We start from the raw sequence: 26,965 nt of genomic DNA on the forward strand, positions 1-26,965 counted from the left end.
GCCTCGGGCTCCGGTCAGGCTTCATCGCGCCGCGCGAACTTCAGGGTTCGCGCGGCGTTTGTATTTGATGGCGCGATGCTGCGGCCCGCAGTACGGCGTGTCATGGTATCAGCGCGAATTTCCGACGCCATGATCGGCAATCCAGGCCCGCGTTTCTTCGAGCACTTCGTCTGATAACGTCGGGTCGTCGATCAGGCGCGCAAGGATCACGGCACCCAGCATCGCCGACCAGGTACCGATGACATTCCTGCGCGCCTTCACGGCTTCCTTGCCGGTGTGGCCCGCGCTGAAGCGCTCGATCTGCTTTTTCAGGCCCGCCGCCATGACGGCGCGCGCCTCCGGCGTCTGCCGCACCGTTTCGGCGCCGAGCGCCGCGGTGGGGCAGCCGGCTGCCACGTCGTCGCGGTGCGCGGGCGAAAGATACGCCGCCGCGAAGCGTGCGAGATCGGCGTTGCCGGCCTCGCCCTGAGCGAAGACGTGAGCCAGCGTCTGCGCAATCAGTTCGTCTTTTGACTTGAAATAGCCATAAAAGCCGCCGTGCGTGAGCCCGGCGGCATTCATCACGTCGGCCACGGTGACCGCGTCGTAGCCGCGCGCCCGGAACAGCACGCTCGCGGCCTCCAGAATCTTCGCGCGATTCAGCGCCACCTGCTCCCGGCTCACCCTCATCGTTCTCTCCCCGTTCGCATCGACGAATGCTTGACATTATATATGATGGCCATCATCATAGATTTATACATGATGATTGTCATGTATAAATATCCGATTCCCGAAGGAGATTCACGATGTCCGATCGTCCTGCAGTGCTGATTACGGGTGCGTCCACTGGTATTGGCGCTGTCTATGCCGACCGCTTCGCGCAGCGCGGCCACGACCTCGTGCTGGTTGCGCGCGACCTTGCGCGTATGGAAGAACTGGCGGCGCGATTGCGCGCGCGAGATGGGGTGAAGGTGGAAATCGTCGGCGCCGATCTGACTGGGCGCGCCGACCTCATGCGCGTGGAAGCGCGTCTGGCTGAAGACGAACGCATCGGCATCCTTATCAATAACGCCGGTGCGAGCCTGCCGGGTACCTTCGTCGAGCAGGGGCCGGAGGCCGTGGGCAAGCTTATCGACCTCAACGTGACCGCACTCGCTCGCCTTGCCGCCGCTGTCGCGCCGCGCTTCGCGCGCGAGGGTAAAGGGGCGATCGTCAACATCGCTTCGGTGCTGGGGCTGTTGCCGGAATACCGCATGAGCGTGTACGGCGCGACGAAGTCGTTCGTGCTGTTCCTGTCCCAGGGGCTGCACCTCGAACTCGGCGAACGCGGCGTGTACGTGCAGGCCGTGCTGCCCGCGGCAACGCGTACCGAAATCTGGGCGCGCGCCGGCAAGGACGTCAATGCGCTCACGGGCGTGATGGAAGTGGGCGACCTCGTGGACGCCGCGCTCGTGGGCTACGACCGCCGCGAGACGATCACGATTCCGCCGCTGCCGGACGCACGGCAATGGGCCGATTTCGATGCGGCACGTCTCGCGATGGGAGCGAATTTCGCGCAGTCGCAGCCGGCCGAACGCTATCGCAGCGCGGCGCGCTGAGCGAATGGCCGCCTTGGCCTGTCAAGGGCGCGGGGCGGCGGGGCGTCGTTTCGGGGCGCGCTGGGCGGCGGTCACCGCCGTGGCGGCCTCGTTGGCGCCGCGCTGCATGAGCCGGTCGGCGAGCACTTCGAGAAAAACGGCGAGATCGGTCTCGCCGTACTGGAGCACGAAGCCGTCGACGACTTCGGCAATCGCCGCCGCCCGGCTCTGGGCCGAGAGCGTGCTCGCGATATGCGAGGCGCCGCGCGCCAGCTCCAGGCGGTACTGGTCCTCGCATGCGGTGGCGCTTATCGCACGCCGGTTTTTCTTTGCATAGTCCATGGTCTCGTCACTGGCAGACATCGCCGGTGCGGGCGCCCCTGTTCGTATCGCCCGCACCGGTTTGCCGCCCCCGGCGCCCGTAGGGAATTGGGTCTTCGCGTGGCCTGCACGGCCATCAGGCCACGACGGTCTGTTTTTCTGATGAGAGGGTCGGGTCGATGGGCTATTTGAACCGCAGCGCGGGGGAGCGGCAATACCTGGAATCAGGTAGGGGCAAGGGAAAAGGCAGCACGGCGGCTCGTTGAGCGCGCACAATTGTGCGAAGCTGACGCCGTCGCCCGCACCCGCGGGTTCCCACCACGCCCTTCGCTTCCGCGTCTCGCCACGGAGCCATGAACCCAGCGCTGCCCGACCTGCCCGAATCCGTCCTGCCCGGACCGCTCCTGATCGTCGAAGACGAACTGCTGACCCAGCGGCGCCTGGCTGCCATACTCACCGGTCTTGGCTATCAGGCCGAAGCCCTGCAGTTCGCCGGCGACATTGCCGCCGCGCGTGCGCTACTTGCCGAGCAGCCGTTTGCGATGGTGCTGGCCGATGTGGGCCTGCCCGACGGCAGCGGTATCGACCTGATACGCGAGCTTTCCCGACATGATCCGGCGCTGCCGATTCTGGTAATCTCGGCGTGGAGTACCGAGCAGATCATCGTCACGGCGCTGCAGGCCGGGGCGACGGGGTATCTGCTGAAGGAGCGCGACGACATCGAGATTGCCTTGTCGATCCGCAGTGCGCTGCGCGGCGGCGCACCGATCGACCCATTCGTGGCAAGACGCATTCTCGATCTGGCGGGAGCCGGGAGAGCGGCGGAAGGGGCCGGCAGCGGGGTGCCGGCCACGCCGCCCGGGCCGTCGCTGAGTCCGCGCGAGATCGAGATTCTCGGGCTGGTGGGAAAGGGGCTCACCAATCGCGAAATTTCGGAGGTGCTGTCCTTGTCCAGGCTGACCGTCGAATGCCACATCAAGAACATCTACAAGAAGCTGGCTGTCAATTCGCGCACGCAGGCCGTGTTCGAAGCGCGCACGCAAGGCTGGCTGCCCTGATCTGTTTTCTATGCTGGCTGCATGCGGCGATGGCTGCACCGGCTGGTCCTTCTGCTTCCCTTCCTGCTTTTACTCCGCTTTTTACCCATATCGAGGCCGCGCGCAGCGACTGGCGCGCGCAGCAGCCGCCCGCCACGGGCTGGGCGAGCGTGACGCTGCCCGACGAATGGACCGCGCGCTGGCCGGGTTTCGACGGCGTGGTCTGGTATCGCCTCACCTGGCAGCAGCCGGCGAATGCGCGGCCGCTCGCCGTCGGCATCGACTATCTGAACATGGCGGGCGCGGTTTATCTGAACGGCACGCTCTTAGAGCGTGATGCCTCGCTGGTCGAGCCGCTTACGCGCGCGTGGAATATGCCGCGCTATGCGCTGTTGCCTGCGCCGCTCCTGCATCCCGGCGAGAACACGCTGCTCGTGCGCGTTTCGGGCCTTGCGCCGTATCAGCCGGGGCTGGGCGGCGTCGAACTGGGCGACCCCGCGGTGCTGGCGGCGGTGCATGCCCGTTCGCTGAACGTGCGCTACGACCTGCAGTTCTTCAGTCTTGCCGTGACGGCGACGCTAGGGTGCTTTTTCTTCTCCCTGTGGCTCATGCGCCGCGACGAGACCGCCTACGGCTGGTTCGGCCTGCTGTCGTTTACCTGGTGGTGGGTTGCGCTCAACCAGGTGGTGACCACCCCCTGGCCGTTCGCGAGCACGAACGGCTGGGAGCGCGCGAACTCGGTGGCGCTGATCGTCTACAGCGCGGCGTTCACGATGTTCATCCTGCGCTACAGCGAGCGGCGGCTACCCCGGTTCGAACTGGCGTTGTGGGCCGTGGTGCTGGTCGGTGTGATTGCGATGGTCGCAGTGCCCGAGCGTCTTGTTTCTGCCACGCGCGATGTGCTTACGATCGGCCAGGCCTGTAATTTCTTCCTGACCTCCGGCGCGTTCCTGGGGTTCGCCTGGCGTCACGGCCGGCCCGATCAGCGTATCGTCGCGCTGAGTGTCGCGGTCTTTATCGCGGCGGGCATGCACGACTTGCTCAGCTTCGTCGGCATTCTCGACGACAATTTCTACTTCACCGCACTGACCGCGCAACTGCTGATGGTGTCGATGGCGCTGATGCTCGCCTGGCGCTTCGTCACCGCCTTGCGTCGCGTCGAGCGCTTCAACGACGAACTGAATTTCGGCATCGCCGCGGCGCGCGCCGAACTGGGACAAACGCTCGCGCGCCAGCACCAGCTCGAAGTGGCGAATGCGCGGCTCGCCGAGCGCGTGCGGCTCGCGCACGATTTGCACGACGGTCTGGGCGGCACGCTCGTGAGCGCCATCGCGGAGCACGAATATGCGCCCGGCGTGCTGCCCGAGGGCCGCTCGCTCGCGATCCTCAAGGAACTGCGCGACGATCTGCGCATCATCATCGACGCGGCATCGAGCCAGGAGCTCGGCGAATATGCGCTGGCAGGACAACTGGGATCGCTGCGGCACCGGCTCATGCGGCTCTTCGAACGCCAGCGCGTGGCGTGCCGCTGGACGCTCGAAGGGATCGAGGGCTGCCGCATGCCGGGCGCACGCGGACTCGACCTGCTGCGCATCGTGCAGGAAGCCCTGACCAATGTGCTCAAGCATAGTCAGGCCTCCCAGGCGAGCGTGGAGCTGCGGCGTGTCGGCGATACGCTGAAGCTGACCGTTACCGACAACGGGATCGGCTTCGACATTGGCGACGCCGCGCACGGCGGTGCCGGCATGCGCAGCATGCGCGCTCGCGCGACGCGGCTGGGCGGGGTGCTCGTGGTGGAGTCGGCGCCGGGCGCGACGCGCATTGCGCTCGACATGCCGCTCGATATGCCCGCGGACACCACGGGCTGAGCCGTCCTTCTCGATATCGATTCCGCGATCTCGCGGGCGAGATGCATACGCCGGACAGTTACGACGCGTCGTGTCGTGTCACGCGGTACGATGCTGCGCTCGCCGGACTGGCGAGCCAGACGCCATGGACGAGAACAACGGGATCGGTCGATGCAAACCCATAACGCAAAGAAAATCGGGTGGTGGACGGCGGCGCTTGCCGCAATGCTGGGCGCAACGGCGCTCTTCGCCTGGCGTGCCGATGCCGCGCGCACGCTGAGCGTATCGCCGGTCGGCACGGTCGCGCAGGCGCGCCAGGTCGTGATCAAATTCGACGAGGCGATGGTCGCCTTCGGCGCCGCGAACGCGAAGGACCCGGCGCACGTGCAATGCAGCGACGCGGCGGCGGGCGAGGGGCAGGGCCGCTGGGTCGACGAAAAGACCTGGGCGTGGGACTTCAGGCACGATCTGCCGCCCGACGTGCAGTGCAGCGTCGTGCTCGACGATGCGCTCAAGTCGACGGCCGGCAATGCGGTGACGGGCGCGCGCCGCTACGCATTCTCGACCGGCGGTCCGTTCCCGGTGGACGTGCAACCCTGGGGCGGGACGATCGAGGAGAACCAGGCATTCGTCCTGACGCTCAACGGGCCAGCCACCGACGCCTCGGTGCGCGGACACGTGTGGTGCGAGTCCGAGGGGCTCGGCAACCGCATCCCGGTTCGCAACGTGGATGTGCCGGCCCGCGTGGCGCTCCTCAAGCATTTCCACCTGGAAAAGGACAGCGCGCGCGTACTCACGCTCGTATGCCAGCAGACGCTGCCGTCGAGCGCGAAGATGCAGCTCGTCTACGGCAAGGGCGTGGCGGGCCCGCATGGCACGCCGAACGACACGGAGCGCCGCTACGACTACACGGTGCGCGAGCCCTTTACGGCGAAGTTCAGTTGCGAGCGCGAGAATGCCAAGGCGCCTTGCACGCCGCTGCGCCCGGTGCGCATCGATCTGAGCGCGGCCATTACGCATGCCGATGCCGAACGCTTCCGGTTGCGCGGCCCGAACGGCGAGATCGCGCCGACCTTCGCGAAGGACGAGGCCGGCAACGACGTCACGACCGTCGAATTCGCGGCGCCGCTGCCGGAGCGCGCGCAGCTCACGGTGCTCGTGCCGGACGCGCTCAAGGACGAAAGCGGCCGCCCGCTCTCGAACGCCGACCTGTTTCCGCTGCAGGCGGCCACCGCGCCCATGCCGCCGCTCGCGAAATTTTCGTCGTCCACCTTCGGCATCATCGAACGCTACGCGGAACCCGGCATGCCGCCGCTCGTGCCCGTCACGGTGCGCAACGTCGAGGCCGATCTGCACGTCGCGGGGCTCAACGCGGGCGAGGCGCGGTTTTCAGAGCTGGCGGTGGGCTCGGACACGGACATGCGCCGCTGGATGCGCCTCGTCGAGACCTTCGACGCCTATGGCATGACCGAGTCGGCAATCGAAAAGCAGATGCCCGGTCTGCTGGCGCGCGCAAGGTCGCCGGTCGTGGTGCCGCCTTCGGCAGACGGAGATTCGGACCAAAGCGCGGACCAAAACACGGACAGTGGCGGCCAGCAAGAGCGCACCGTCGACGTACGCTCGCTTTCGCTGCTGGCGGGTCAACCGGGCGTGCAGACCCTCACGCTGCCCAAGGCCGATCCGAAGTCGTTGCGGCCGTTCGAGGTGATCGGCATTCCGGTGCAAAAACCGGGTTTCTACGTGATCGAGCTCGCTTCGCCTTCGCTCGGCGCGTCGCTGCTCGGCAAGGCCGCGCCGATGTACGTGCGCACGGCGGTCCTCATCACGAATCTGGGCGTGCATTTCAAGCAAGGCCGCGAGAACAGCGTGGTCTGGGTGACGACGCTCGACAAGGGCGAGCCGGTGCCGGGCGCGGACGTGCGCGTATCCGACTGCAACGGCGAGCAGATCGCGCAAGGCCGGACCGATGCGCACGGACTCCTGAACATCGAGGGTGCGCTCACGAACCGCAGCACCTGCGGCGAGGACAGCTATAGCGGCTTCTTCGTCTCGGCGCGCATCGACGATCCGAAGACCGGGCCCGACATGGCGTTCGTGCAGTCCGACTGGAATCGCGGGATCGAGTCATGGCGCTTTAACGTGCCGACGGATACGAGTCCCGAGCCCACCGTGCGCGCGCATACGGTGTTCGACCGGCCGCTCTTTCGCGCGGGCGAGACCGTCTCGATGAAGCACTTCATCCGCGCGGAGACGATGCATGGCCTCGCCTTCCCGGCGCAGTATCCCACCCGCGTGACGATCCGCCATACGGGCAGTGGGCAAACGTATCATCTGCCGCTCACCTGGTCCGCGGACCATACCGCGGTATCGACGTTCAAGCTTCCCGCCGAAGCGAAGCTGGGCGAGTACGACGTCTCGCTCGACGACGGCGACGCCTCCGCGCAGGACAGCGGCAGTGGCGACGAGAGCGCTGATAACAGCGATGGAGACAATGGCGGCGCCGTCCACATGAATTACGACAGCGGCAGCTTCCGCGTGGAGGCATTCCGTCTTCCCGTGTTCAAGGGGACGATAGCCGCGCGCAACGAAAAGACCTCGCCGCTCGTCGCCGCCAGGGAAGCGCCGGTCTCGCTGCAAATCGACTACGTTTCGGGCGGTGCTGCCTCGAATCTGCCGGTGCAGGTCTCGGCGCTCGTGAAGGATCTGACGCCCGCTTTCACGGACGATTTCAGCGACTTCAGCTTCGCGCCGTGGACACCCGCTTCGGCAGGCGACGAGGCGACCGACGACGAAGAAAGCACTCCTCAGGAAGACACCGAAACGGCCCGGCTCGTAGCCGACAAGGAGCCGCTCACGCTCGACCGCAACGGCGCGGGCGCACTGGTGCTGAAGAACCTGCCCACTGTCGATACGCCCAAACGCCTCGCGCTCGAAGCGACCTTCGCCGATCCCAACGGCGAAGTGCAGACGATAGGCGGCAGCGCCACGCTGTGGCCCGCCGCCGTGGTGGCGGGCATCAAGGCGGGGAGCTGGGTGTCGGTGGGCGACACGGTACCGGTCACCGCGCTTGCGCTAGACCTGCAGGGCAAGCCGCGCGCGGGCGTGAAGCTCGAAGTGCGCGGCGTGGCGCGCATCACGACCACGTCGCGCAAGCGCATGGTGGGCGGCTTCTACGCCTACGACAACCATACGCAGACGCACGATCTGGGCGCGCTGTGCAGCGGGAAAAGCGACGACCACGGGCTATTGACGTGCAAGGCAAAGCTTGATGAGGCGGGCAACATCGACCTGATCGCGACCGCTACGGATGGCGATGGCCACGCTTCCACGGCCACGACTTCCGTCTGGGTCACGCGCGAGGACGAACTGTGGTTCGGCGGCGATAACACCGACCGCATCGACGTGCTGCCCGAGAAAACGAGCTACGAGCCCGGCGAAACCGCGCGCTTTCAGGTGCGCATGCCGTTCCGCTTTGCGACGGCGCTCGTCGCCGTGGAGCGCGAGGGCATCATCGAAACGCATGTCGTGCAGCTCGACGGCCGCGACCCCACCATCGAGCTCAAGGTGGGCGACCAGTGGGGGCCGAACGTCTACGTTTCGGTGCTTGCCTTGCGCGGGCGTATCCACGAGGTGCCCTGGTATTCGTTCTTCACATGGGGCTGGAAGGCGCCGCTCGAATGGGCACGCGCGTTCTGGTACGAAGGCCGCCAGTACGAGGCGCCCACGCCGCTCGTCGATCTCTCGAAGCCCGCCTATCGTTATGGGCTCGCGCAGATCCGCGTGGGCACGGCGGCGCACCGGCTCGACGTGAGCGTGACACCCGACGCGAAGCGCTACACCGTGCGCGGCGTTTCGCATGTCGCGCTGCGCGTGCAACTGCCGAACGGCCAGCCGGTACCGGCCGGCACGCAGATCGCGGTGGCGGCCGTCGACGAGGCGCTGCTCGAACTCATGCCGAACGAGAGCTGGGATCTGCTCGATGCCATGTTCCAGCGGCGCCCATACGGCGTGGACACCTCGACGGCGCAGATGGAGATCGTGGGCCGGCGCCACTTCGGCCGCAAGGCGGTGCCCGCGGGCGGTGGGGGCGGGCACGCCGCGACGCGCGAACTTTTCGACACGCTGCTCTACTGGAACCCGCGCGTGACGCTCGACGCGAAGGGTGAAGCGCGCGTGGATGTGCCGCTCAACGACTCGATTACGCGCTTTCGCATCGTCGCGGTCGCGGCGAGCGGGACGGAGCGCTTCGGTACGGGCAGCGCGACGATCGAGAGCACTCAGGACCTCCAACTGATTTCGGGTTTGCCGCCGCTCGTGCGCGAAGGCGATGCGTTCCGCGCGCAGTTCACGCTTCGCAACACGACGGCGCGCGCGATGAAGGTCGTGGTCACACCGAACGTGCCGCCGCTCGCGCTCGCGCCGCAGACCGTGGATCTCGCGCCCGATTCGTCTCGCGAGGTCGCGTGGACGGCAACGGTGCCCGACGGATTGGCCGACGCCGAATTGCCCGCGCTGGTCTGGAACGTGAGCGCGGCGGAACAGGGCGGGGCGCATGCCGCCGACGCCGTGAAGCTCACGCAGCGCGTCACGGCGGCGCTGCCGGTAACGGTGCAGCAGGCCACGCTCGCGCAGGTGGACGGCACGCTCTCCCTGCCGGTGGCGCCGCCCGCGAACGCGAGCGTCACGCAGCAGGGGCGCGTTCGCGGCGGCATCGCGGTATCGCTGCAAGCGAAGCTCGCGGATGGCCTGCCGGGCGTGACGCGCTGGCTCGACCGCTATCCGTACAGTTGTCTCGAGCAGCAGATCTCGGTGGCGCTGGGCCTACGCGATCCGGCCCGCTGGCAGGCGGTGCTCGCGCACCTGCCTGTCTATCTGGACGGAGACGGCCTCGCGAACTACTTCCCGCCCACCGACGACAGCGCGAACCACGGCAGCCCCACGCTGACTGCCTACCTGCTTGCCGTGACGGACGAGGCGGCGAAGCTCGACCCGCGCTTCGCCCTTCCCGACGCGCTGCGCGCGAAGATGGAGGACGGCCTCACGCGCTTCGTGGAAGGCCGCATCGAGCGCAATACGTGGGCGCCGCGCCGCGATCTGGACTTGCGCAAGCTCGCGGCCATCGAGGCGCTATCGCGCTACGGCGCGGCGAATGCGCAACTCCTCGGCTCCATCGAAATCGCGCCGAACCAGTGGCCCACCTCGGCCGTGATCGATTACTACGGGAGCCTCACGCGCATGCGCGACGTGCCCGATCGCGAGACGAAGCTCGCGCAGCTCGACCAGATCCTGCGCGCGCGGCTCACGTATCAGGGCACGCAGCTCACGTTCTCGACGGCGGACGAGGACGATCTCTGGTGGCTCATGACGGGCACCCAGGTGAACGCGGCGCGTCTTGCTCTGGCGATGGTCGACAACCCCGCGTGGAAGGACGAGATGCCGCGTCTCGTGGCCGGACTGCTGGCAATGCAGCGCAATGGCGCTTGGGAGACGACGACCGCCAACGTTTACGGCTCGCTCGCCGTGGAGCGTTTCTCGCGCGTCTTTGAAAGCGTACCGGTTACCGGCACGACGAAGATCCAGCTGGGCGGCACCGGGCGCGATGTCTCGTGGAGTGCCGCGCCTGCCGGCGCGGCCTCGGGAGCCACGGCTGCCACGCGCTCGGCGGCGGTGCGCGGCACTTTGCTCGACTGGCCGGCGGCGCGTTCGGACGCGACGAACACGCCCACACTCGCGCTGACCCAGGAAGGCAGCGGCAAACCGTGGGCGACGATCGAAAGCCTCGCCGCCGTGCCCCTGCGCGCGCCGTTCGCAGCGGGCTACCGCATCGCGAAGACCGTCACGCCGCTCGAACCCGCGGTGAAGGGCGTCTACACGCGCGGCGACGTGCTGCGCGTGCATCTCGACATCGAGGCGCAGACCGACATGACCTGGGTCGTCGTCAACGATCCGGTTCCGGCCGGCGCGACGATCCTCGGCTCGGGCCTCGGGCGCGATTCGGAGGCGGCCACGCAGGGCGAAAAGCAGGAGCAGGACGGTCCGTGGCCCGCATTCGTGGAGCGCGATTTCGACGGCTATCGCGCGTACTACGATTATCTGCCGAAGGGGAAGGTGTCGATCGAGTACACGGTGCGACTCAACAACGTGGGCACGTTCGGGCTGCCGCCCACGCGAGTCGAGGCGCTGTACGCGCCCGCGACGTTCGGCGTCCTGCCGAATGCGCCGGTCGTCGTGAAGCCTGCGCCGCAAGCCCAATGAGCGGAGCGGCGATGGGTGCCCGATGCTTTGTATCCGCGGCGGTGCTGAGCATCGCACTGCTGCCGGTCCCGGCGCTCGCGCTGCCTTCGTACGACGACGTCCGCGCGCAGTGGCGCAGCTCCGACTGGGTGTTGCTCGCCCGTGACGGCACGCCGCTGCAGCATACGCGCGTCGAGCGCACGGCGCGGCGCGGCGACTGGGTGGCGCTCGCCGACGTTTCGCCTGCGCTGCGCGACGCGATCGTCGTTTCGGAGGACAAACGGTTCTACGAACACAGCGGCGTCGACTGGCGAGGCGCGGCCGCCGCGGCCTGGGCGAATCTCTGGAATACGCGCACGCGCGGCGCCTCCACGGTCACGATGCAGCTCGCGGGCCTGCTCGACGACAGCCCGAAGCGCTCGGGGCAGCGCTCGTTCGGCGAGAAGGCCGTACAGGCCGTGGACGCGCTGCGCCTCGAACAAAGCTGGCGCAAGGACCAGATACTCGAAGCGTATCTGAACCTCGTGCCGTTTCGCGGCGAGACCGTGGGCCTCGCGGCCATTTCGCAGACGCTGTTCGGCAAGGCGCCCTCCGGCCTCGACGACCGCGAGGCCGCCGTGACCGCCGCGCTGATCCGCGCGCCGAACGCGCCGTCCGCGAAGGTCGCCACCCGTGCGTGCCGCATCCTGCGCGATCTGCACGACGCGAGCGGTTGCGCCAATCTCGACGGCTTCGTGCAGATGGCGTTTGCGCGTCCGGCGGTGGCGGATGACTATGCCGCATTCGACGGCGCCGACGCGCTCGCGCCGCACTTCGCGCGGCAGGTCGCGAGCGCCATGCATCCGGCGGCGGGCCAGCGCGTACGTTCGACGCTGGACGCAAACCTGCAGCGCTTCGCGCGCGACACGCTTACGCGCACGCTGATCGAGCTGAACCGGCCCGACCACTCGCGTAACGTGAAGGACGGCGCGGCCGTGGTGCTCGACAACGCGACGGGCGAAGTGCTGGCCTGGGTGGGCTCGTCGGGCGCGCTTTCGGCGGCGCGCGAAGTGGACGCGGCGCTGGCGCTGCGCCAGGCGGGTTCGACGCTGAAGCCCTTTCTTTACGCCGAAGCCATCGACGAGCGACGCGTGACTACGGCATCGCTACTCGACGACGCGCCGCTCGACCTCGCGGCAGGCGGCGGCCTCTATATGCCGCAGAACTACGACAAGGGCTTCAAGGGTTGGGTGAGCGTGCGCACGGCGCTCGGGTCGTCGCTGAACGTGCCTGCCGTGCGCACGCTCGTGATGGTCACGCCGCACCGTTTCGCGAAGACGCTCAAGGCGCTTGGGCTGCCGCTGAACGAAAGCGGCGACTACTACGGCTACAGCCTCGCGCTGGGCAGCGCGGACGTTACACTCGTCAGCCTGACGAACGCGTATCGGGCGCTTGCGAACGGCGGAGTGGCAGGCCCGATCGTCGAACTGCCCGGCGGCCAGGCGCCGTCCGCCGTACCCGCTCGCGGCGCACGTGTGCCCAGCCGCGTATTTAGCCCCGAAGCAGCGTTCATCATCACCGATGTCCTCGCGGACAACAACGCCCGCACGCGCACGTTCGGCTTCGACAGTCCGCTCGCCACACGCATGTTTTCGGCGGTGAAGACGGGCACGAGCAAGGACATGCGCGACAACTGGACAGTGGGTTACACCTCGCGCTACACGGTGGGCGTTTGGGTGGGCAATGCGGACGGCTCGCCGATGTGGGACGTTTCCGGCGTGAGCGGTGCGTCGCCGGTGTGGGCGGCGATCGTCGGCTATCTGCATCGCGGCGTGCCGAGCGTGGCGCCGGCCGCACCGCCCGGCGTCGAACGCGTGCGCGTCACGTTTGCTAACGCGCTCGAACCGGCACGCAGCGAGTGGTTTCTCGCGGGCACGGCTACGCCCTACGTCGGGCTCGCCGCGAATGCTTCGGATATTGCAAATGTTGCAGGCGGCGGGCCAGCGCAGATCGGCAACCCGGTGGACGGCACGATCTTCGCGCTCGACCCCGACATCCCGGCCGCACGCCAGCGCGTCTGGTTCGAGCGCGCGGCGGGATCGACGGCGCAGGTGACGTGGCGGCTCGACGGCAAGCCGCTGGGCACGGCAGCACGTGTGGCGTGGCTGCCGTGGCCGGGCCGGCACGTGCTCGAACTGGTGGATGCGCGCGGGCAGACGACGGATTCGGTGCGCTTCGAAGTGCGCGGGGCGATGGCGAAGGCAGGCGCGATGCCGCAGGTTCGAACGCCGGCCGGTGTGGCTGCCCGCTAGTTCCGGTGATTAATTAATTTGCAAGGTGAGCTGAATAGTTTTCGTAAGGGGCAGTGTCTATAACTGCCTAAAGATTTCCAGAACGATGCCGCAATACCTCACAGGGTAGTAGGGCCCATAGGGGGCAGGCGTAGACGTTCATCCGGAGGTCGTCATGAAAACTGATAAGCAAAAAACCATGCGCTGGCTGGCCGGCGCGGCCGGACTGGTCGCGTTGGCAGGGATGTTTGCCGTACCGGCCTGCGCGCAAAGCGGCGGGCGCATTACGTTTACCGGCGCGATTGTGGCTCCGGCGTACGACATTGCGGTAGCGTCCGAGCGTGCCGCTGTCGGAACGGGAAGCATCGCGTATGACGGTGACGGTGCGTCGGGTGAGACCGTGTCCTTCATTGCGTCGCCCGGTAGCGCTCCGGCCGCCGATGTCGCGCTCATGGCGGCCAATCCGGCGCGGCAGGAAAATCCGCTAGTTTCCCGGGCGGTTGCAGTCAGTCTTGTGAACCGCGTGGGCAAGCAACTCACCCCGGATGCGGATGGGCACTACAAGCTGGACCAACACGGCGCAGTGATGGAACTGAAGTCCGCGTCCGCCACGCCGGGCGGCACACCGCTTGTCGTCGTAGTCAGTTACAACTGATCAGACCGGCGACCCGGGGCGCATCCGCCCCGGGATTGCGCCATCGCCCATGCACCATTGATCGCGAAGCCGGGCTGGCCCGGCTTATCGCGGGTGCTTCGGATTTTCGGGCGACCATTTTGCCTGCTTGTTCGCGCCTCAAGTGACGATTCCTGGCAATTCCTGGCGTCGTTTCCCGACGATCTGATCGCTTACGAGGGATCAGATGAGATCGTATTTCGGACTAATCCAGTAGTCAGACCGGGCTGCGTTGGCCGACTATTACACGTGCCATCCTTCTCAGTTGGCCAGGAGTTGGGGCAATGGATCGGGGGCGTGGTGCCGGCTACATATCGGTGCGCAGATCACCGTTCCGCCTCCGGTGGGCCTTCTCTTTCGGCTCTGTCAGTTCAAAGTCAATTCTGGAATCCTTGAAATGAAAAAGGTCGCTATTGCGGCTCTCGTCGCTACGGTGGGTCTGGTTGCCGGCACCGCGCACGCAGACAGTACTTCGCTGAATTTTACCGGCCAGGTGACCGGTGCTACGTGCAATATCAACGGCAACGGGCAGGGTACCAACAACTTTTCGGTCCAGTTGCCGGCGCTGTCGGCTTCTGCATTATCGGCGGCCGGTTCGACGGCCGGTTCCACCCACTTCACCATCGCGCTGACCGACTGCACGCCGGCAACCGGCAACGTGCGTACATTCTGGCAGGGCGCGAACACGCTGTCCGACGGCAATTTGCTGAACAACGGCACGGCCGCCAAAGTGGAAGTCCAACTGGTGGATTACAACAGTGGTATGCATGTCATCAACACTAGCCAGCCGGACGGTTCACAGAATTCGTACGCCGTTCCGCTTTCCTCAGGTGGCAACGCCAACCTGTCGTACGCAGCGCAGTACGCTTCGCCGTTGGGCGGCGCCACTGCGGGTGGCGTGTCGACGAGCGTAACCTACTCGCTGGTCTACCAGTAATCGTGACGCAGGCGGGCAGGGAGAGCAGTCCTTGTCCGTTGCCCAGGACTGGTGCAGTCGCACCAGTCCACGTTGTGGGCTTGCCGCAGCAAGCCCACTGGAGTCAATCACTGCGGCCCGGAAAGCGGCGTATCGCTTTGGCGTGGGTTTGACCAACTTGCTGGAGCAATCGCTGGGCACGCCCAAGCTGAGCCTGTGCCCCCACACGCTGCGCCTTGAGCCGGCCGATTTCCGTGTGCGCTTCCTGGCGTTTGTGTGCGATTTCCTGCTTCAGTTCGGCGTTACGCCGCACGTCGCTATGCACGCGCTCGAGTTGCGCTTCGGCATCCGAAAGCGAACGCGCGATCTGTGCATTTTCGGCAACCAATTCGGCGCGCTGCGCTTCCTCTTCGGCAAGACGTGTCACCTGACTTACCAGATACTGGAACTCCGCCTCCGCAGCGCCGCGGATGGCGGTTTTGCTCGCACGCCAGAGCCGGTTGTCCACATGCAGCGTGGTATAGAAGTTTCGTTCGTCGCCGTGGAAATAGAGCGTGGCCGCGTAATCAAAAGAGCAGTATTGACGAAACGTGAGCAGGGCTGCCGCCGTCTCGAGTTTCTCGACTTCTTCAATATTTGCAGCCGCGATGTTGGCGTGATCGGGGTGCACCCGCATAACGGGCACGGCATGCAGTCGCCCTATGCGATTCTCGATCCCGATCATGGACTGTAGGTGCGAGCCCTCCGGGTCAGCATTCTGCGTCTGATCCGCAGTGTCGGCTTCGGTCGGGATCCTGTGTAGCTTGACTAAATTGTCCATGGGTGCGTCTCCCGCTGAAAAGCGGGACGGTAGAGTCAACGAGACGGCGATGGCTTCGCCGGTTTTTTCGCGTCTGCGGAATGAACGAAGTCGCGCAGCGGGATATTCGTCGCGGGTTCGAAGACGAATATTCGTTCGATCAGGGAATCCCGGGAGTGAAAAGCCAGGGGGTTCTCAATGCGAAAACGCGCAATGAGCGCGTCAATGGCTTCTATTCTGCGATCGCCCTCTTGTAGCTGAAGAGCGACTTCTATCAAGGCAGTACGTTGTTCACGCGTCAGATACACGCTGTTTTCCTTCGGGTCTTTCCGTACAGCAGATCAATCGGGATAGTGGGGAATGTGAGCGCGGCGCCGGTTGGGCACCGTGATTGCGCTACTAACTAGAATTATTGTGTGATCGGGGGCCGGCTGCCTATCGGATAGGTTCGCCTTTTACGGGGTTTCCAGCAGTTCGGGGTTTCGGTGAGGCGAGACCATCGAATGAGATCGACGGCTGGCTGGCGAGTTGCGGGGCGGTGCGAGCGCTGGCGTAGGCGGCGATCGGCGCGCGGTTCGCATGGGGAAGGAGAGCGGTCTTACCGCGGACCCGCTATCAACGCCACGCCAAGCCAGATGCCGCCAAGCAGGCCGACTGCTCGTCCTGCCAGCGTAGCGTGCCGGACTTTCCGGCGAAACCAGCGATCGCGGCGAATTGCCTGCATGGCCGTGGAAACGACCAGTTCGCCGAACAGGAGCGCTGCAGCGGCAGCGACCGCCGGGGCCGTTACCACCACGATGTCCGGATCGACCGTTGCCGGAATGCCAAGACATCTGAAGCACACGACGATGATGGCCGTAATCGCCATGCTGACCAGAATTTCCTGAGCGCCCCGGCCGAACAGCTCGATAGGGTTCACGGCGATCTTCTTAGTCGAACAGAAAGGAAAATGCCGAAAGCGTCAGGAATACGATGGAGATTCCAGCGACAGTGGCACCCAGCAGGACTAACAGGCCCGGGTGATGACGCTTCAGATCGGAAAAAAGACCATGCCGGCTCGTGCCGGACGTTTTATTCTTGCCTTGACCAAGGGGCTTGACTGTCGAATGTGTACCGAGTTTGAGTCGGGAACTATCAATCAGGGAAAATGGGCTCACAACGTATCTCTGCTGCTATCTCTTTCAGTAAGGGGATGAGCATAGCAACGTTATCCCGAGCGTACTGTCGGACAAGTTCCAAACTACGGGCATGCATGAATCCGTTCAGACTGAACGCGCGTGTGCAAGCAGGATCAGAAATATAGTTCGTAGAACGAATCTAAAAAAGAAGCATCATCGTTGAGCGATCTCAACATTTAACAATGGCTATTACTGCGGCGAATCAAACTCCTGTACGCTCCGGTCTCGCCATATTTCCTTGTTTAGAAAGCGATCCAGAACGTGATCAATTCACGAACGCTCACGCCCGCCAGCGACACCCGCTACTACGTCCAGTCCACCCCGTCGTGGGGATCTGCCGCACGCCAATCCGGCTCGCCTACTCGTGTGGAAGACTTCGAGGTCATCCACCGACACACCGTTGAGGAAGTGGAAGGTCTTCAGAAGAAGATCGAACGTCTTGACGCTGAGATCGCTCAGGCACAGGTCGACAGACAGGCTGCCGAGATCAAGGTCCATCGTCTCGCGGCACTGATCGAGGAACTGCGCGGCCTGAAAGCCGGGGTTCCGGCAGTGGGCATGCCCCAATTCGGCGCGGAACCCGCAATCATGCCGTCCCAACGGCCGCGAGAATCATCCCGGTTTCGTCCCGGTGCGTTGTTGATTGCTATCGCCGTCGTGTTGATCGCTGTCGGACTGTTTGCGGCATTCGCTTACGACGGGACGGCATGGCATGGCCTCGCCGGCTATTGCTCGGACCACACCGATTCCGTATTCAAGGCATTGTGCTGGATGGCGGGCACGTCGCCTCATCGCTGATCTCGCAGGATGCGATTGTGCTTTTGCCCGGCTGCGTTGAAGCGGTCCGTGGCGGCTCGATCGGCAGTGAGGTATCTTCAGGCCCCCGTTTGCCTGATTTCACCGACGGCGAGACTTGATTGATCATGGGAACGCTGAAAGTCGTCGAAGACGTGGTCGTAGGGTTGACGGTCGTCGTGCTGTTTGCGTTGGTTGAACTGAGCGCGAAGAATCGTCTCCCGGGCATGCCGCGTGACGAGCTGCGGGATCGGGCCACCGGCTGCAATGGCGCGCGTGACGCGGATTCCACCGGGATGTCCGACTCCTCTTGAAGCGCGCACCGCACTTGCCGTGCGGCCTCACTTCGGCTGGGACTCCTGCCATCCTCCACCCAGCGCGAGAAAGAGCTTCACCTGATCGAGCGCCACCTGTCCCTGGGCCGCGGCCACCTGAGCATGCACGCTCGTGACCGTGCGCGTGGCGTCGAGGTCGGAGAGGAACGACTCGCGCCCGGCCGCGTACAGTCTATGCGTTTCGTCGGCCGACTCCTGCGCGGAAGCGTAGGCGGCGACCAGTGCTTCGGTGCGCTGGTCGTCGGCGGCATAGGTTGCGAGGCTCGTCTGCGTTTCGCGCAGCGCGTTGAGCACCACGCCGTCGAAGTGGGCGAGCGCGCCGCCCGTCGCTGCCTGGGCCTCCTGCACGCGCGCGCGTTGGCCGTTGACGGGGAAGGACCAACTGATTAGCGGTCCGAATGACCAGTTGTTGGTGGCCGGCCCGAACAGGTCGCCCGTCACGCCAATCGTACCCACCCCCGCGCCGAAGCTGATCGAAGGATAGAGCTCCGCCGTCGCCACGCCAATGCGCGCCGTGGCGGCCGCGAGTTGCCGCTCGGCCTCGCGCACGTCGGGGCGGCGCTTGAGCAGGGCGGCGCCGTCGCCTACCGGGATCGGCTGCCTGAGCTTCGGCAACTGCGTGCACGAGAGCGCGGCGGGCGGCAGGTCCGCCGGTGCGCGGGCCAGCAGCATGGCGAGCTGGTATTGCGCGATGCGGCGCTGGCCTTCGAAGCGCGGAATGTCGGCCGCAACCGTTTCGGCCTGGGTTTGGCCGCGCGTCACGTCTGGCTGGTTGCCGCGGCCCGCATCGCGCAGCCGCTTCGTGAGCGCCACGCGCTCCTGCTGCAGCTTCAAGGACTCCCTGGCGACGGCGAGTTCCTCGGCGGCCGAGCACGATTCGACGTAGGCCTGCACGACGTCCGCGACGACCGTGATGCGCGCGAGGTCCGCGGCGGCGAGAACCGCGTCGTCGTCGGCGCGCGCGGCTTCCACGCCGCGCCGCAGCTTGCCGAACAGATCGAACTCATAAGAGACATTCACGCCGAGGTCGCCCAGGGTGGCGACAGGCACTTTGCTGAACAGCAGATATTGCTCTCCCGACACCTGCGCGCGCTGGAATGCGGCGCTCGCGCCGCCCGAGAAGCCGCCCTGTTCGTTGGCCACCTCGACGGCCGCGCGTGAGCGTGCGAGGTTCGCTGCCGCCACGCGCAGGCTCGTATTCGACTTCAGCGCTTCCTCCACGAGATCGTCGAGCACGGGGTCGTCGTAGAGCCGCCACCACTGCGCGGGCACGTCACCCTGTGTGACCGGCGCGTTCTCCGCGCCCGCAATCGGCCCCTGCGCGAGCGGTGCGTTGACAACTGCCTCTTGCGGCAGCTTGTAGTTCGGGCCCACGTTCATGCATGCCCCGAGCGCGAGCGCCATCGGCGTGAGTGCAACGATGCGCCACAGACTCCGGCGCTTCATTGCGACGCTCCGGCTGAGCTGGCCGCGCCAGACGCACCTGACGCGCCCGGCGCAGCCTGGGCTTCCACGGCGCCGCTCGAACCGCTTGCGGCACTCGCGCCCGTAGCCTTCTTCTTGCCGGTTTCCGGCTCATGCACCGAAACCGTCGCCGTGCGCCCCGCAATCATGCGGAAGTCTTCGGGCACCTCATCGAGCGCGACGCGCACGGGAATGCGCTGCGCGAGCCGCACCCAACTGAACGCGGGGTTCACGTTCGGCAGCAGGTTCGCGCTCGGCTGCCGGTCGCGGTCCTCGATGGCGGCGACGATGCTTTGCACGTGGCCGCGCAGCGGATGCGACTCGCCCATCACGAGAATGTCGACGGGTTCGCCGATATGGATGCCGGAAAGCTTGGTTTCCTCGAAGTAGCCGTCCACGCGGAACGAATGCATGTCCACGACCGAGAGCACGGCGTGGCCCGCCGAAACATACTCGCCCACGCGCGGCGCGCGGTCGTTCAGATAGCCGTCCACGGGGCTCACGATCGTCGTGCGCTGCAGGTTCAGGCGCGCGGTGTCGACCTGGACCTGGGCGTCGGCAACCGTCGCTTCGCCTTGCTCGACACGCGTGCGGCTCTCTTCGAGCGTCTCGCTCGCCACGAGGTTGCCGAGCGTGAGGTTGCGCGCATATTCGCGCTTGGCCTGCGCAAGCGTTGCCTGCCGCTGTTCGAGCGTGGCCTGCGCGAGTCGCAGCGCAAGCGTGTAGCGCGCCTGGTCGATCACGAACAGCACCTGGCCTTGCTTGACCTGCTGGTTGTCCACCACCTGTACGGAGGTGATGAGGCCGCCCACGTCGGGCGCGACCTGGATCACGTCGGCGCGCACATGGCCGTCGCGCGTCCACGGCGCGAACATGTAGTAGTTGACGATGCGCCACAGCACGAGCGCGGCGACCACGACGACGATGAGCGTCAGCAGGATCTGTCCTGCGGAGAACCAGGTTTTTTTCACGTTAGTAGGGCATGTAGCGATGCGAGACGATGACGACGGCGGCCAGCACGAACACGTAGATGCCGAGGTCGAAAATGGAGCGGTGCCAGACGAGCCGGTAGAAGCCGATGCGCATGAGCACCTTGCCGATCACGACGTTGATGAGGTACGCGATCAGCATGAGCACGAGAACGGCGGGCACGAACACGCCGAAGATGTCGACTTCGCCGATCATGAGTCGGACTCCGTAAGAAAAGCGATAAGAGGGGCGTTCATGCCTTGGCCTCCACGCATGCCTCGGGTGGTTGCGCGGCGTTGTGCGGGAAGAGCGAGAGCCGCATGCCCACGAGCGCGTGCAGCGTGTCGCGCAGCCAGCGCTGCGAAGCGCTCGCGCGCCGGGCTTCGCCTGCGGGCGTGCTGCCCGGCGCCGGGGCCGCAGGCACGGGTGCGGCTTCGTGCGTGAGGATGCGGCCGAAGGCTTCGTCGATGGTGTCGCGCAGCGCCTGCGGCGCGGGCTCGCGCACGCTCTTTTCGGCACATCGCGCATAGTAGGCGCTGACGTCGGCCAGCACGCGGTCGATCGCGGCCGGCACGTCGCCGGTGAGCTTGTGGCGCGAGCGGCGCAGGTCGAGCGAGTTCAGTGCGATGCGCAGGTCGCGGAAGCTTTCGATCGACGGATGGCGGTGCTCGTCCGAAGCCGCGAGGCGCGGGAGCAGTTGCATCAGGCGGTCGAGCATGCGCGAGGCGAGGTTGCGCTGATCGTCGAGCGGCGCCGACGAGGCGGCCAGCGCGACGTCGCTCCAACTGGAACGCAAGAGGCGCCGCGCGGCGAGCTCGGCGCCGAAGGGACGCGTGGCGCGCGTCCAGAGGAAGGCAAAGAGCAGGCCTGCAACGCCTGCGAGATTGCTGTTCAGGAACACGAGGAAGTCGGCCTCGTAGGCGCTCTGGATGCTGATGAAGGTGGCCGTGTTCACGGCGACGAGCATCGTCACCATGTTGAACTGCGGGCGCGGGATCAGCGTGCCGACCAGGATGAACGGTCCCGCGAACATGATCACGAGCAACTCGAAGTCGTGCACGTGCGGCAGCACGACGAAGAGATAAAGCCCCGCAAAGACCACGCTGGCGCAGGTGGCGGCGAAGAACTTGAAGACCATCGGCGCCGGCTCGTCGAGCGCCGCGAAGAAACTGCACGCCACGGCGGCGAGCGAAACGGCGCCCGCGCCGTCGTGCCATCCCGAGCTGATCCACAGCGCACTCGCGACCACGATCGCGCTTACCGGCACGAGACACGAAATGAGCATCATGCCGCGGTCGAAGAAGCGCTCGGTGCCGCCAAGGCGCCAATGCCGGTAGCGCGGCAGCCAGGAACCCGATTGATGCGCGATCAGCGCGCGCAGCGTGCGGCAGTCCTGCCATACGTCGATCACCTGGCCGAGGCGCCACAGCGCGTTCGACAGCACCGCGCCTTCCCAACTGGCCAGCGCCTCGCGTCCGGGCTGCAGCGCTTTGATGCGCGCGCGCAGTTCTTCGGCGACCGGATCGTCCGCTTCGATCTGCATGTCGGCGGCGCGTTTGGGCAGCGGGGCGTCGAACCACTTCGCGGCGTCGGCGAGCAGCGCGTCGAGGCCCTCGGGCCGCGCTTTCAGTTCGAGCAACAGCGCGACGAGCGGGTCGGCCAGCGCCGACATCATCGGCAGGAATAGCTGCATGCGGCCGCGCAGTGACTCGGCGCGCGCGAGGATTTCCGGATGCGTGTGGTCGTAGCTCAACTGGCTCAGCAGGAACTCGAGACCGTTGACGGTGGACGCGAGCCGCTGGCGGCAGGCCGAGAGCGCCGTGCCCGCGAGATGGCCCGAGAGCGTCTCGCGGCCGTAGAACGCGGCGTCGCGGAACCATGCGTCCGCGCGTTCGATGAGCGTGGGCGCAAGGCGGCTCGGCAGGATGACGCTGCCTACCACGCTCGCGCAGACGATGCCGAGCGTGATTTCCTCCGTGCGCGTGATGGCCACGTCGAAGATCGTGGCGGGATCGGCCACGGTGGGGAGCGCGATGAGCGGCATCGTGTAGCCCGCGAGCATGAAGACATAGCTGCGCGCCGTGCGGTCGGAGATCGCGAGGAAGAGCAGCGTGCCGGTCCACAGCGCGACGATCACGCTGAACGCATAGGGCATTTCCACGAACGGCGGTACGAGCAGGATCGCGGCAAAGGCGCCCAGCGCCGTGCCGAGCGCCCGGTAGAGCGCCTTCGAGCGCGTGGCGCCGACGAACGGATTCGAGACGATATAGACGGTTGCCATCGCCCAGTAGGGACGCGGCAGTTCGAAGTAGAGCGCGAGGTACAACGCCAGCATCGAGGCGGCGAAAGTCTTGACGGAGAAGAGCCAGTCGCGCACGGTGGGGTAGGTCATGACGCCGTTCGCTCCGCCTTTTACGCGTCGTGTGCGGCGTCTGCCGCTTCGGCTGCGTTGAATGCCTTCAGCACACGCAGCGTGGCTTCGAGGTCGGCGCGCGTCACGCCCTTGAGGACGCGTCCGCGCAGCGAGCGCAGATCGTCTTCCATCTTTTCGGTGACGGCGCGGCCGGTGTCGGTGAGCGTGATCGTCTTGGCGCGGCGGTCGTCGGGATCCTCGTCGCGGCGCACGAGGCCGGCGGCGCAGAGCTGGTCGAGCAGGCGCACGAGCGAAGGCCCTTCGATGCCCACGTGCTCGGCCAGCGTGACCTGGCGCACCGCTTCGCCCAGGCGCCCGGCCGTGAGAAGCGGCGTGGCGCAGGCTTCGGAGACGTTGTACGCGGCCAGGGCGCCGTGGCTGGTGCGGCGCCATTTGCGCGCGGCTACCACGAGCGTGCTGCTGACGGCCAGACGTAAAGTATGAAGATTAGACATCGGCGGGATGATAGCGGAATGCGATTCGGTAGCAAACTATCTTTTCCGGCTGACGACGCCATCGTCGGATGGTAGTCGAGTCGGCGGCCGGATGCTTCGTAGATGAGCGGCGTGTCGCGATGTGTCGGTTTTGCGCGACGGTCATACGCGCTACATACGTGATGCACCCGGGTTTAGCCGGCGCGCCAGCCCGCAAGCAGCGCGGGGAGATCCGCCATATCCGTGAAGACATGAGCGACGCCGGTTTCGCGCAGGGCGCGGGCGCTGTCGTGGCCGCTGTCGTGGCCAATATGCGCCGGGCTGTAGCCGAACACCGTCGCACCGGCGGCGAGACCGGCGCGGGCGCCCGTCACGGTGTCTTCGACGACCGCGCAGCGCGCGGGCTCGACGCCGAGTCCGGCCGCGGCGGCAAGGTAAACGTCGGGGTGCGGCTTGCTGCGCTCCATCTCGTGACCGCTGAAGATGCGGCCTTCGAAGCAGTCGAGGAGGCCCACCTTGCGCAACTGCAGCTCCACCTTGTGGCGGTCGGCGCCCGAGGCGAGTGCGATGCGGCCGCCGAAGGCCGCGTGTACGGCGCGCACGGCGGCAGGGGCGCCCGGAATCTCGACGAGATCGCGCGCGAGCGCCTCGTTGCGGCGCGCGCGAAAGCCCGCAAGCCAGGCTTCGTCGATGGTGATGCCCGTATGGGCCGCGATGCGCGCCGTCTCGTCCTTCACCATCTTGCCCACGAAGATCCGCATGGCTTCGTCGACGCTCAGCGTCCAGCCCAGCTCGCCCAGCATGGCCACGAGCACCTCATGCGTGATGCGTTCGGAATCGACCAGCACGCCGTCACAGTCGAAGAGCACGGCGTCGAAGGGAAGGTGGGACATGGTCGGTCTGCGCAGAGGGCGGGTAAGGGTGGGCAGCCGGGCCGTGCGCGGTTCGGCACGGCCCAGGGTGGAGCGCGATGATAACCGGAGTCCACGCAACGTGGGCGGCTCGCGCGCAGGCGGTGCAGGCAGGGCTGGAGCAAAGCATGGAAAACGCGTGACAATGGCGTTCCACCGAATTTCCACATGCCCCATGCCCGCCGACTCGCCGACACCCTCCGCCGATCCGAACGAACTGCCTGGACGCGCGAACTACACGCAGTTCGCCGACCGCTATGCGCAACGCGTGGCGGACAAGCCTCATAACGCGCTCTACGAGCGGCCCGCCACGGCGGCGCTACTTGGCGAGGTCGCGGGACTCGCCGTGCTCGACGCGGGCTGCGGACCCGGTTTCCTCAGTGCGAAGCTGGCGCGCTCCGGCGCGCACGTGCACGCGTTCGATGTGACGCCGGCCATGATCGAGCTGGCGCGGGCGCATTGCGGGGGGCTGCCGGTCGAGGTAGCGCTGGGCGACCTTGGCCGGCCGCTTAGCTGGCTCGCCGGCGGCACGTTCGACCGCATCGTCTGCTCGCTCGCACTCGATTACGTGGAGGCGCTCACGCCGGTGTTCGCCGAATTTCACCGCGTGGCGAAGCCCGGCGCGCAACTGGTGTTCTCGCTGGCGCACCCGATGCGCGACTGGATCGACACGCGCACGCGCGGCGGGCGCAGCTACTTCGAGACGACACGCTTCGGCCTGCACTGGGGTGGCTTCGGCGAGCCGAAGCCGTGGATCGAAGCGTTCCGGCGCCCGCTTGCGGACATCGTCAACGGCCTTGGCGCGGCCGGCTGGACGCTGGAGACGCTCGTCGAGCCCAGGCCCGCGCCCGAAATGCGGGCTGTCGCGCCGGCGCTGTACGCCGAGCTCGAACTTTCGCCCGCGTTTCTCTGCGTGCGTGCCCGGCGCGCCTAGCGCGCGCCGGCGGACAGCGACGCTTCGAGCGCCGCCACGCCCGCAGGCAGGTCGACCTTGCCGCCCAGATCGCGGATCGTGCGGCCGAGCGCGTGGACGGTGCGAAAGAGATTATGGTCGCGGCATTGCTCGCCCATCTGGCCGATGCGAACGATAGGCAGCCCGAACGATCCCGCGATCTCCACCTGATGCTGGCCTGAAATGTGTTCGCAGACGGCGCGCGGCGCGAGTCCTTCGGGCAGCGCGATGCCCACGACCGAATTCAGCCGGCAGTTTTCGGGCGCATAGAGCGCGAGGCCGAGCGCGCTCACGCCGCTCTGCAACGCGAGCGACGAGCGCTGGTGGCGCGCGAAACGCTTCTCCAGCGTTTCCGTGCAGACGAGCCGCAGCGCCTCGTGCAGCGCCAGCACGCCCGAAACGGGTGCTGTGTAGTGATAGCCCGCGTTGTGCCAGAAGTTCTCGGCGAGCGTGGCGTCGAGGCACCAGTGCGTGTTCGGCACGCTGCGCTCGCGCACGCGCGCCCACGCCGCGTCCGAGAATGCGATCAGCGAGACGCCGGGGATCGACGAGAGGCCTTTCTGGCCGCCCGTGATCACCACGTCGATGCCCCAGGCGTCCATTTCGAGCGGCATCGTGCTGAGCGTGCAGACCGCGTCCACCACGACGAGCGCGCCCGCCGCTCTCGCAAGCTGCACGATCTCTTTCAACTGGCGGTTGCAGACCGTATTCGACGTTTCGCCATGGACCACGGTGACGACGGCGGGCCGCGTGCGCGCAATGGTTTCGGCCACGGCGTCGAACGAGGCGATCTCGCGGTCGGGTACGTCGAGCGTCGTGACCTCGGCGCCGACGCGGCGCGCCATTTCCGCCATGCGGTGGCTGAAGAAGCCGTTCACGATGGAGAGCACGCGGGTGCCCGGCCACGCGAGGTTCGAGACGGCCATTTCCATGGCGGCCGAGCCCGGACCCGCCACGCCCAGCACCCAGTTCGAGCGCGTCTGGAACACGTAGCGCGCCATCGCCTTCACCTGGTGGATCACGCGCGCCATGGTGTCGCCCAGGTGATTGATCACGACCGAGTTTGCCTGGGCGACCGCGGCCGGAATGGGAACGGGGCCGGCACCCATCATGAGCAGGGGCTCGTCGGGCAGGATGTCGTCGAGCGAGTCGACTGCGGGGCAGGGCACCGGCGCGGCGGCTGCGGCGGGGATGGCGGTGCGCTGCGGATTGGCGGATTCGGGATGAAGCGTGCGGGACGTGGTTTCGGTCATGGGAAATGCCTGGTGCGGAGATTCCAGCCCAAGGCGCGGATGCGGGGCGGAAGGAGCAGTGTTGTCCCGCGGCGGCCGCATGGCCATGTACAGTTCGCGCGAATTCCGCTGAACAGTCGCGTGGGCTCGCGCGACCCTGCCCGCGGTTTTCGCATGCGGTACGACGCGCTTGATGAGGGCGATTTGCCGGTCGAGCGGCAGTTTGCCCGAGACGCCGGTGACGTTGTGGTGCCGGTAGCCCTGCGGACTGTGCGCCGTTATGGTGCATGAGCCGACGGCAAGGCAGCGAGACTATCACCGAGGCTGGGTCGCCGGGATGGAGGAAAGGGATTCTGGTGCGGCGGCGCCACGCTGCTGTCCGGGATTATGTGCGCCCGGGTGCGGGATTTTTAGACAGGAGTATTGCGGCGACGAAGATTTTCTCGTTTTCCGATGGGAAAAATGGATGGGAGCGAGTGAGAAGGGTATGAAATTGATTAAGTGAAATCCTGATTTCAATTTAAATTATTTTGTAATATTTCTTCTTGTAAATCAATGGCTTGCCGAATTTTTATTTAGGGTTTTCCATTATGTTAATTGTCGCTGGTAAAATATGGAAATCGAGGTTT

General features: G+C 66.2%; 22 protein-coding genes. 10 read left to right on the plus strand and 12 right to left on the minus strand.

Annotated elements, in window-relative coordinates; translation table 11 throughout:
• Positions 1–108: 108 nt before the first annotated feature.
• On the minus strand, positions 109–669 hold the full coding sequence (locus V8683_RS03770; protein WP_411190645.1) for a TetR/AcrR family transcriptional regulator: 561 nt from the start codon (positions 667–669) through the stop codon (positions 109–111).
• Between the two features lie 116 nt (positions 670–785).
• On the opposite strand from V8683_RS03770, the gene V8683_RS03775 reads away from it, so the two are divergent.
• Positions 786–1,577, plus strand: a complete 792-nt coding sequence (locus tag V8683_RS03775; protein WP_411190646.1) for an SDR family NAD(P)-dependent oxidoreductase — start codon at positions 786–788, stop codon at positions 1,575–1,577.
• Between the two features lie 21 nt (positions 1,578–1,598).
• On the opposite strand, the gene V8683_RS03780 is transcribed toward V8683_RS03775, so the two are convergent.
• Entirely contained in the window at positions 1,599–1,919 is a 321-nt protein-coding gene (locus V8683_RS03780; RefSeq protein ID WP_411190647.1) for a hypothetical protein, read from the minus strand.
• Positions 1,920–2,230: 311 nt separating this feature from the next.
• Here V8683_RS03780 and V8683_RS03785 point away from each other — a divergent pair, with 311 nt between their 5' ends.
• From V8683_RS03785 to V8683_RS03810, 6 genes are all read left to right on the plus strand, one after another.
• Positions 2,231–2,935: a response regulator transcription factor gene (locus V8683_RS03785; RefSeq protein WP_411190648.1), complete on the plus strand. Its 705-nt coding sequence runs from the start codon at positions 2,231–2,233 to the stop codon at positions 2,933–2,935.
• 29 nt (positions 2,936–2,964) lie between these two features.
• The gene (locus tag V8683_RS03790) at positions 2,965–4,782 is read left to right on the plus strand and encodes a sensor histidine kinase (RefSeq protein ID WP_411190649.1); all 1,818 of its coding nucleotides are present in this window, start codon (positions 2,965–2,967) and stop codon (positions 4,780–4,782) included.
• A 150-nt stretch (positions 4,783–4,932) separates the two neighbouring features.
• Positions 4,933–11,016, plus strand: a complete 6,084-nt coding sequence (locus V8683_RS03795) for an alpha-2-macroglobulin family protein (protein ID WP_411190650.1) — start codon at positions 4,933–4,935, stop codon at positions 11,014–11,016.
• A gap of 11 nt (positions 11,017–11,027) precedes the next feature.
• Positions 11,028–13,286, plus strand: coding sequence for a penicillin-binding protein 1C (pbpC, locus tag V8683_RS03800; RefSeq protein WP_411190651.1), 2,259 nt, complete (start codon positions 11,028–11,030; stop codon positions 13,284–13,286).
• 154 nt (positions 13,287–13,440) lie between these two features.
• Positions 13,441–13,920 carry a hypothetical protein gene (locus V8683_RS03805; protein ID WP_411190652.1) on the plus strand — a complete coding sequence of 160 codons (480 nt, stop codon included), beginning with the start codon at positions 13,441–13,443 and terminating at the stop codon, positions 13,918–13,920.
• A gap of 415 nt (positions 13,921–14,335) precedes the next feature.
• Positions 14,336–14,875 (plus strand): fimbrial protein, encoded by a 540-nt coding sequence (locus V8683_RS03810; RefSeq protein WP_411190653.1) that lies wholly within the window; start codon positions 14,336–14,338, stop codon positions 14,873–14,875.
• Positions 14,876–14,978: 103 nt separating this feature from the next.
• Here V8683_RS03810 and V8683_RS03815 read toward each other — a convergent pair whose 3' ends face one another.
• From V8683_RS03815 to V8683_RS03825, 3 genes are all read right to left on the minus strand, one after another.
• Positions 14,979–15,674 (minus strand): DUF2968 domain-containing protein, encoded by a 696-nt coding sequence (locus tag V8683_RS03815; protein WP_411190654.1) that lies wholly within the window; start codon positions 15,672–15,674, stop codon positions 14,979–14,981.
• 35 nt (positions 15,675–15,709) lie between these two features.
• Positions 15,710–15,961, minus strand: a complete 252-nt coding sequence (locus V8683_RS03820; protein ID WP_411190655.1) for a hypothetical protein — start codon at positions 15,959–15,961, stop codon at positions 15,710–15,712.
• Positions 15,962–16,251: 290 nt separating this feature from the next.
• Entirely contained in the window at positions 16,252–16,572 is a 321-nt protein-coding gene (locus V8683_RS03825; protein WP_411190656.1) for a hypothetical protein, read from the minus strand.
• Positions 16,573–17,092: 520 nt separating this feature from the next.
• Here V8683_RS03825 and V8683_RS03830 point away from each other — a divergent pair.
• The gene (locus V8683_RS03830; RefSeq protein WP_411190657.1) at positions 17,093–17,629 is read left to right on the plus strand and encodes a hypothetical protein; all 537 of its coding nucleotides are present in this window, start codon (positions 17,093–17,095) and stop codon (positions 17,627–17,629) included.
• Between the two features lie 119 nt (positions 17,630–17,748).
• Positions 17,749–17,940, plus strand: coding sequence for a hypothetical protein (locus V8683_RS03835; RefSeq protein WP_462880607.1), 192 nt, complete (start codon positions 17,749–17,751; stop codon positions 17,938–17,940).
• Between the two features lie 27 nt (positions 17,941–17,967).
• Here the strand turns inward: V8683_RS03835 and V8683_RS03840 are convergent, their stop codons facing one another.
• The 6 genes from V8683_RS03840 to V8683_RS03865 form a co-directional block, all read right to left on the minus strand.
• Positions 17,968–19,407 carry an efflux transporter outer membrane subunit gene (locus V8683_RS03840; RefSeq protein WP_411190659.1) on the minus strand — a complete coding sequence of 480 codons (1,440 nt, stop codon included), beginning with the start codon at positions 19,405–19,407 and terminating at the stop codon, positions 17,968–17,970.
• Positions 19,404–20,396, minus strand: a complete 993-nt coding sequence (locus tag V8683_RS03845; RefSeq protein WP_411190660.1) for an efflux RND transporter periplasmic adaptor subunit — start codon at positions 20,394–20,396, stop codon at positions 19,404–19,406. The genes V8683_RS03840 and V8683_RS03845 overlap by 4 nt, the downstream gene beginning before the upstream one ends.
• A gap of 1 nt (position 20,397) precedes the next feature.
• Entirely contained in the window at positions 20,398–20,610 is a 213-nt protein-coding gene (locus V8683_RS03850; RefSeq protein WP_411190661.1) for a DUF1656 domain-containing protein, read from the minus strand.
• A 37-nt stretch (positions 20,611–20,647) separates the two neighbouring features.
• Positions 20,648–22,786, minus strand: coding sequence for an FUSC family protein (locus V8683_RS03855; RefSeq protein WP_411190662.1), 2,139 nt, complete (start codon positions 22,784–22,786; stop codon positions 20,648–20,650).
• Between the two features lie 20 nt (positions 22,787–22,806).
• On the minus strand, positions 22,807–23,262 hold the full coding sequence (locus V8683_RS03860; protein ID WP_411190663.1) for a MarR family winged helix-turn-helix transcriptional regulator: 456 nt from the start codon (positions 23,260–23,262) through the stop codon (positions 22,807–22,809).
• 173 nt (positions 23,263–23,435) lie between these two features.
• Entirely contained in the window at positions 23,436–24,134 is a 699-nt protein-coding gene (locus V8683_RS03865; protein ID WP_411190664.1) for an HAD family hydrolase, read from the minus strand.
• Between the two features lie 193 nt (positions 24,135–24,327).
• Here V8683_RS03865 and V8683_RS03870 point away from each other — a divergent pair, with 193 nt between their 5' ends.
• Positions 24,328–25,086: a class I SAM-dependent DNA methyltransferase gene (locus tag V8683_RS03870; protein WP_411190665.1), complete on the plus strand. Its 759-nt coding sequence runs from the start codon at positions 24,328–24,330 to the stop codon at positions 25,084–25,086.
• Here V8683_RS03870 and V8683_RS03875 read toward each other — a convergent pair.
• Positions 25,083–26,216 carry a pyridoxal-phosphate-dependent aminotransferase family protein gene (locus V8683_RS03875; protein ID WP_411192474.1) on the minus strand — a complete coding sequence of 378 codons (1,134 nt, stop codon included), beginning with the start codon at positions 26,214–26,216 and terminating at the stop codon, positions 25,083–25,085. The two genes, V8683_RS03870 and V8683_RS03875, sit on opposite strands and share 4 nt — an antisense overlap.
• Between the last annotated feature and the right edge of the window lie 749 nt (positions 26,217–26,965).

The organism is Paraburkholderia sp. AV2, from assembly GCF_054968425.1.

Bases quoted from the DNA above. Each gene is read 5' to 3' on its own strand.
- V8683_RS03770 (WP_411190645.1), bottom strand. From the start codon at position 669: ATGAGGGTGAGCCGGGAGCAGGTGGCGCTGAATCGCGCGAAGATTCTG.
- V8683_RS03775 (WP_411190646.1), top strand. From the start codon at position 786: ATGTCCGATCGTCCTGCAGTGCTGATTACGGGTGCGTCCACTGGTATT.
- V8683_RS03780 (WP_411190647.1), bottom strand. From the start codon at position 1,919: ATGTCTGCCAGTGACGAGACCATGGACTATGCAAAGAAAAACCGGCGT.
- V8683_RS03785 (WP_411190648.1), top strand. From the start codon at position 2,231: ATGAACCCAGCGCTGCCCGACCTGCCCGAATCCGTCCTGCCCGGACCG.
- V8683_RS03790 (WP_411190649.1), top strand. From the start codon at position 2,965: ATGGCTGCACCGGCTGGTCCTTCTGCTTCCCTTCCTGCTTTTACTCCG.
- V8683_RS03795 (WP_411190650.1), top strand. From the start codon at position 4,933: ATGCAAACCCATAACGCAAAGAAAATCGGGTGGTGGACGGCGGCGCTT.
- pbpC (WP_411190651.1), top strand. From the start codon at position 11,028: ATGGGTGCCCGATGCTTTGTATCCGCGGCGGTGCTGAGCATCGCACTG.
- V8683_RS03805 (WP_411190652.1), top strand. From the start codon at position 13,441: ATGAAAACTGATAAGCAAAAAACCATGCGCTGGCTGGCCGGCGCGGCC.
- V8683_RS03810 (WP_411190653.1), top strand. From the start codon at position 14,336: ATGAAAAAGGTCGCTATTGCGGCTCTCGTCGCTACGGTGGGTCTGGTT.
- V8683_RS03815 (WP_411190654.1), bottom strand. From the start codon at position 15,674: ATGGACAATTTAGTCAAGCTACACAGGATCCCGACCGAAGCCGACACT.
- V8683_RS03840 (WP_411190659.1), bottom strand. From the start codon at position 19,407: ATGAAGCGCCGGAGTCTGTGGCGCATCGTTGCACTCACGCCGATGGCG.
- V8683_RS03850 (WP_411190661.1), bottom strand. From the start codon at position 20,610: ATGATCGGCGAAGTCGACATCTTCGGCGTGTTCGTGCCCGCCGTTCTC.
- V8683_RS03855 (WP_411190662.1), bottom strand. From the start codon at position 22,786: ATGACCTACCCCACCGTGCGCGACTGGCTCTTCTCCGTCAAGACTTTC.
- V8683_RS03860 (WP_411190663.1), bottom strand. From the start codon at position 23,262: ATGTCTAATCTTCATACTTTACGTCTGGCCGTCAGCAGCACGCTCGTG.
- V8683_RS03865 (WP_411190664.1), bottom strand. From the start codon at position 24,134: ATGTCCCACCTTCCCTTCGACGCCGTGCTCTTCGACTGTGACGGCGTG.
- V8683_RS03870 (WP_411190665.1), top strand. From the start codon at position 24,328: ATGCCCGCCGACTCGCCGACACCCTCCGCCGATCCGAACGAACTGCCT.
- V8683_RS03875 (WP_411192474.1), bottom strand. From the start codon at position 26,216: ATGATGGGTGCCGGCCCCGTTCCCATTCCGGCCGCGGTCGCCCAGGCA.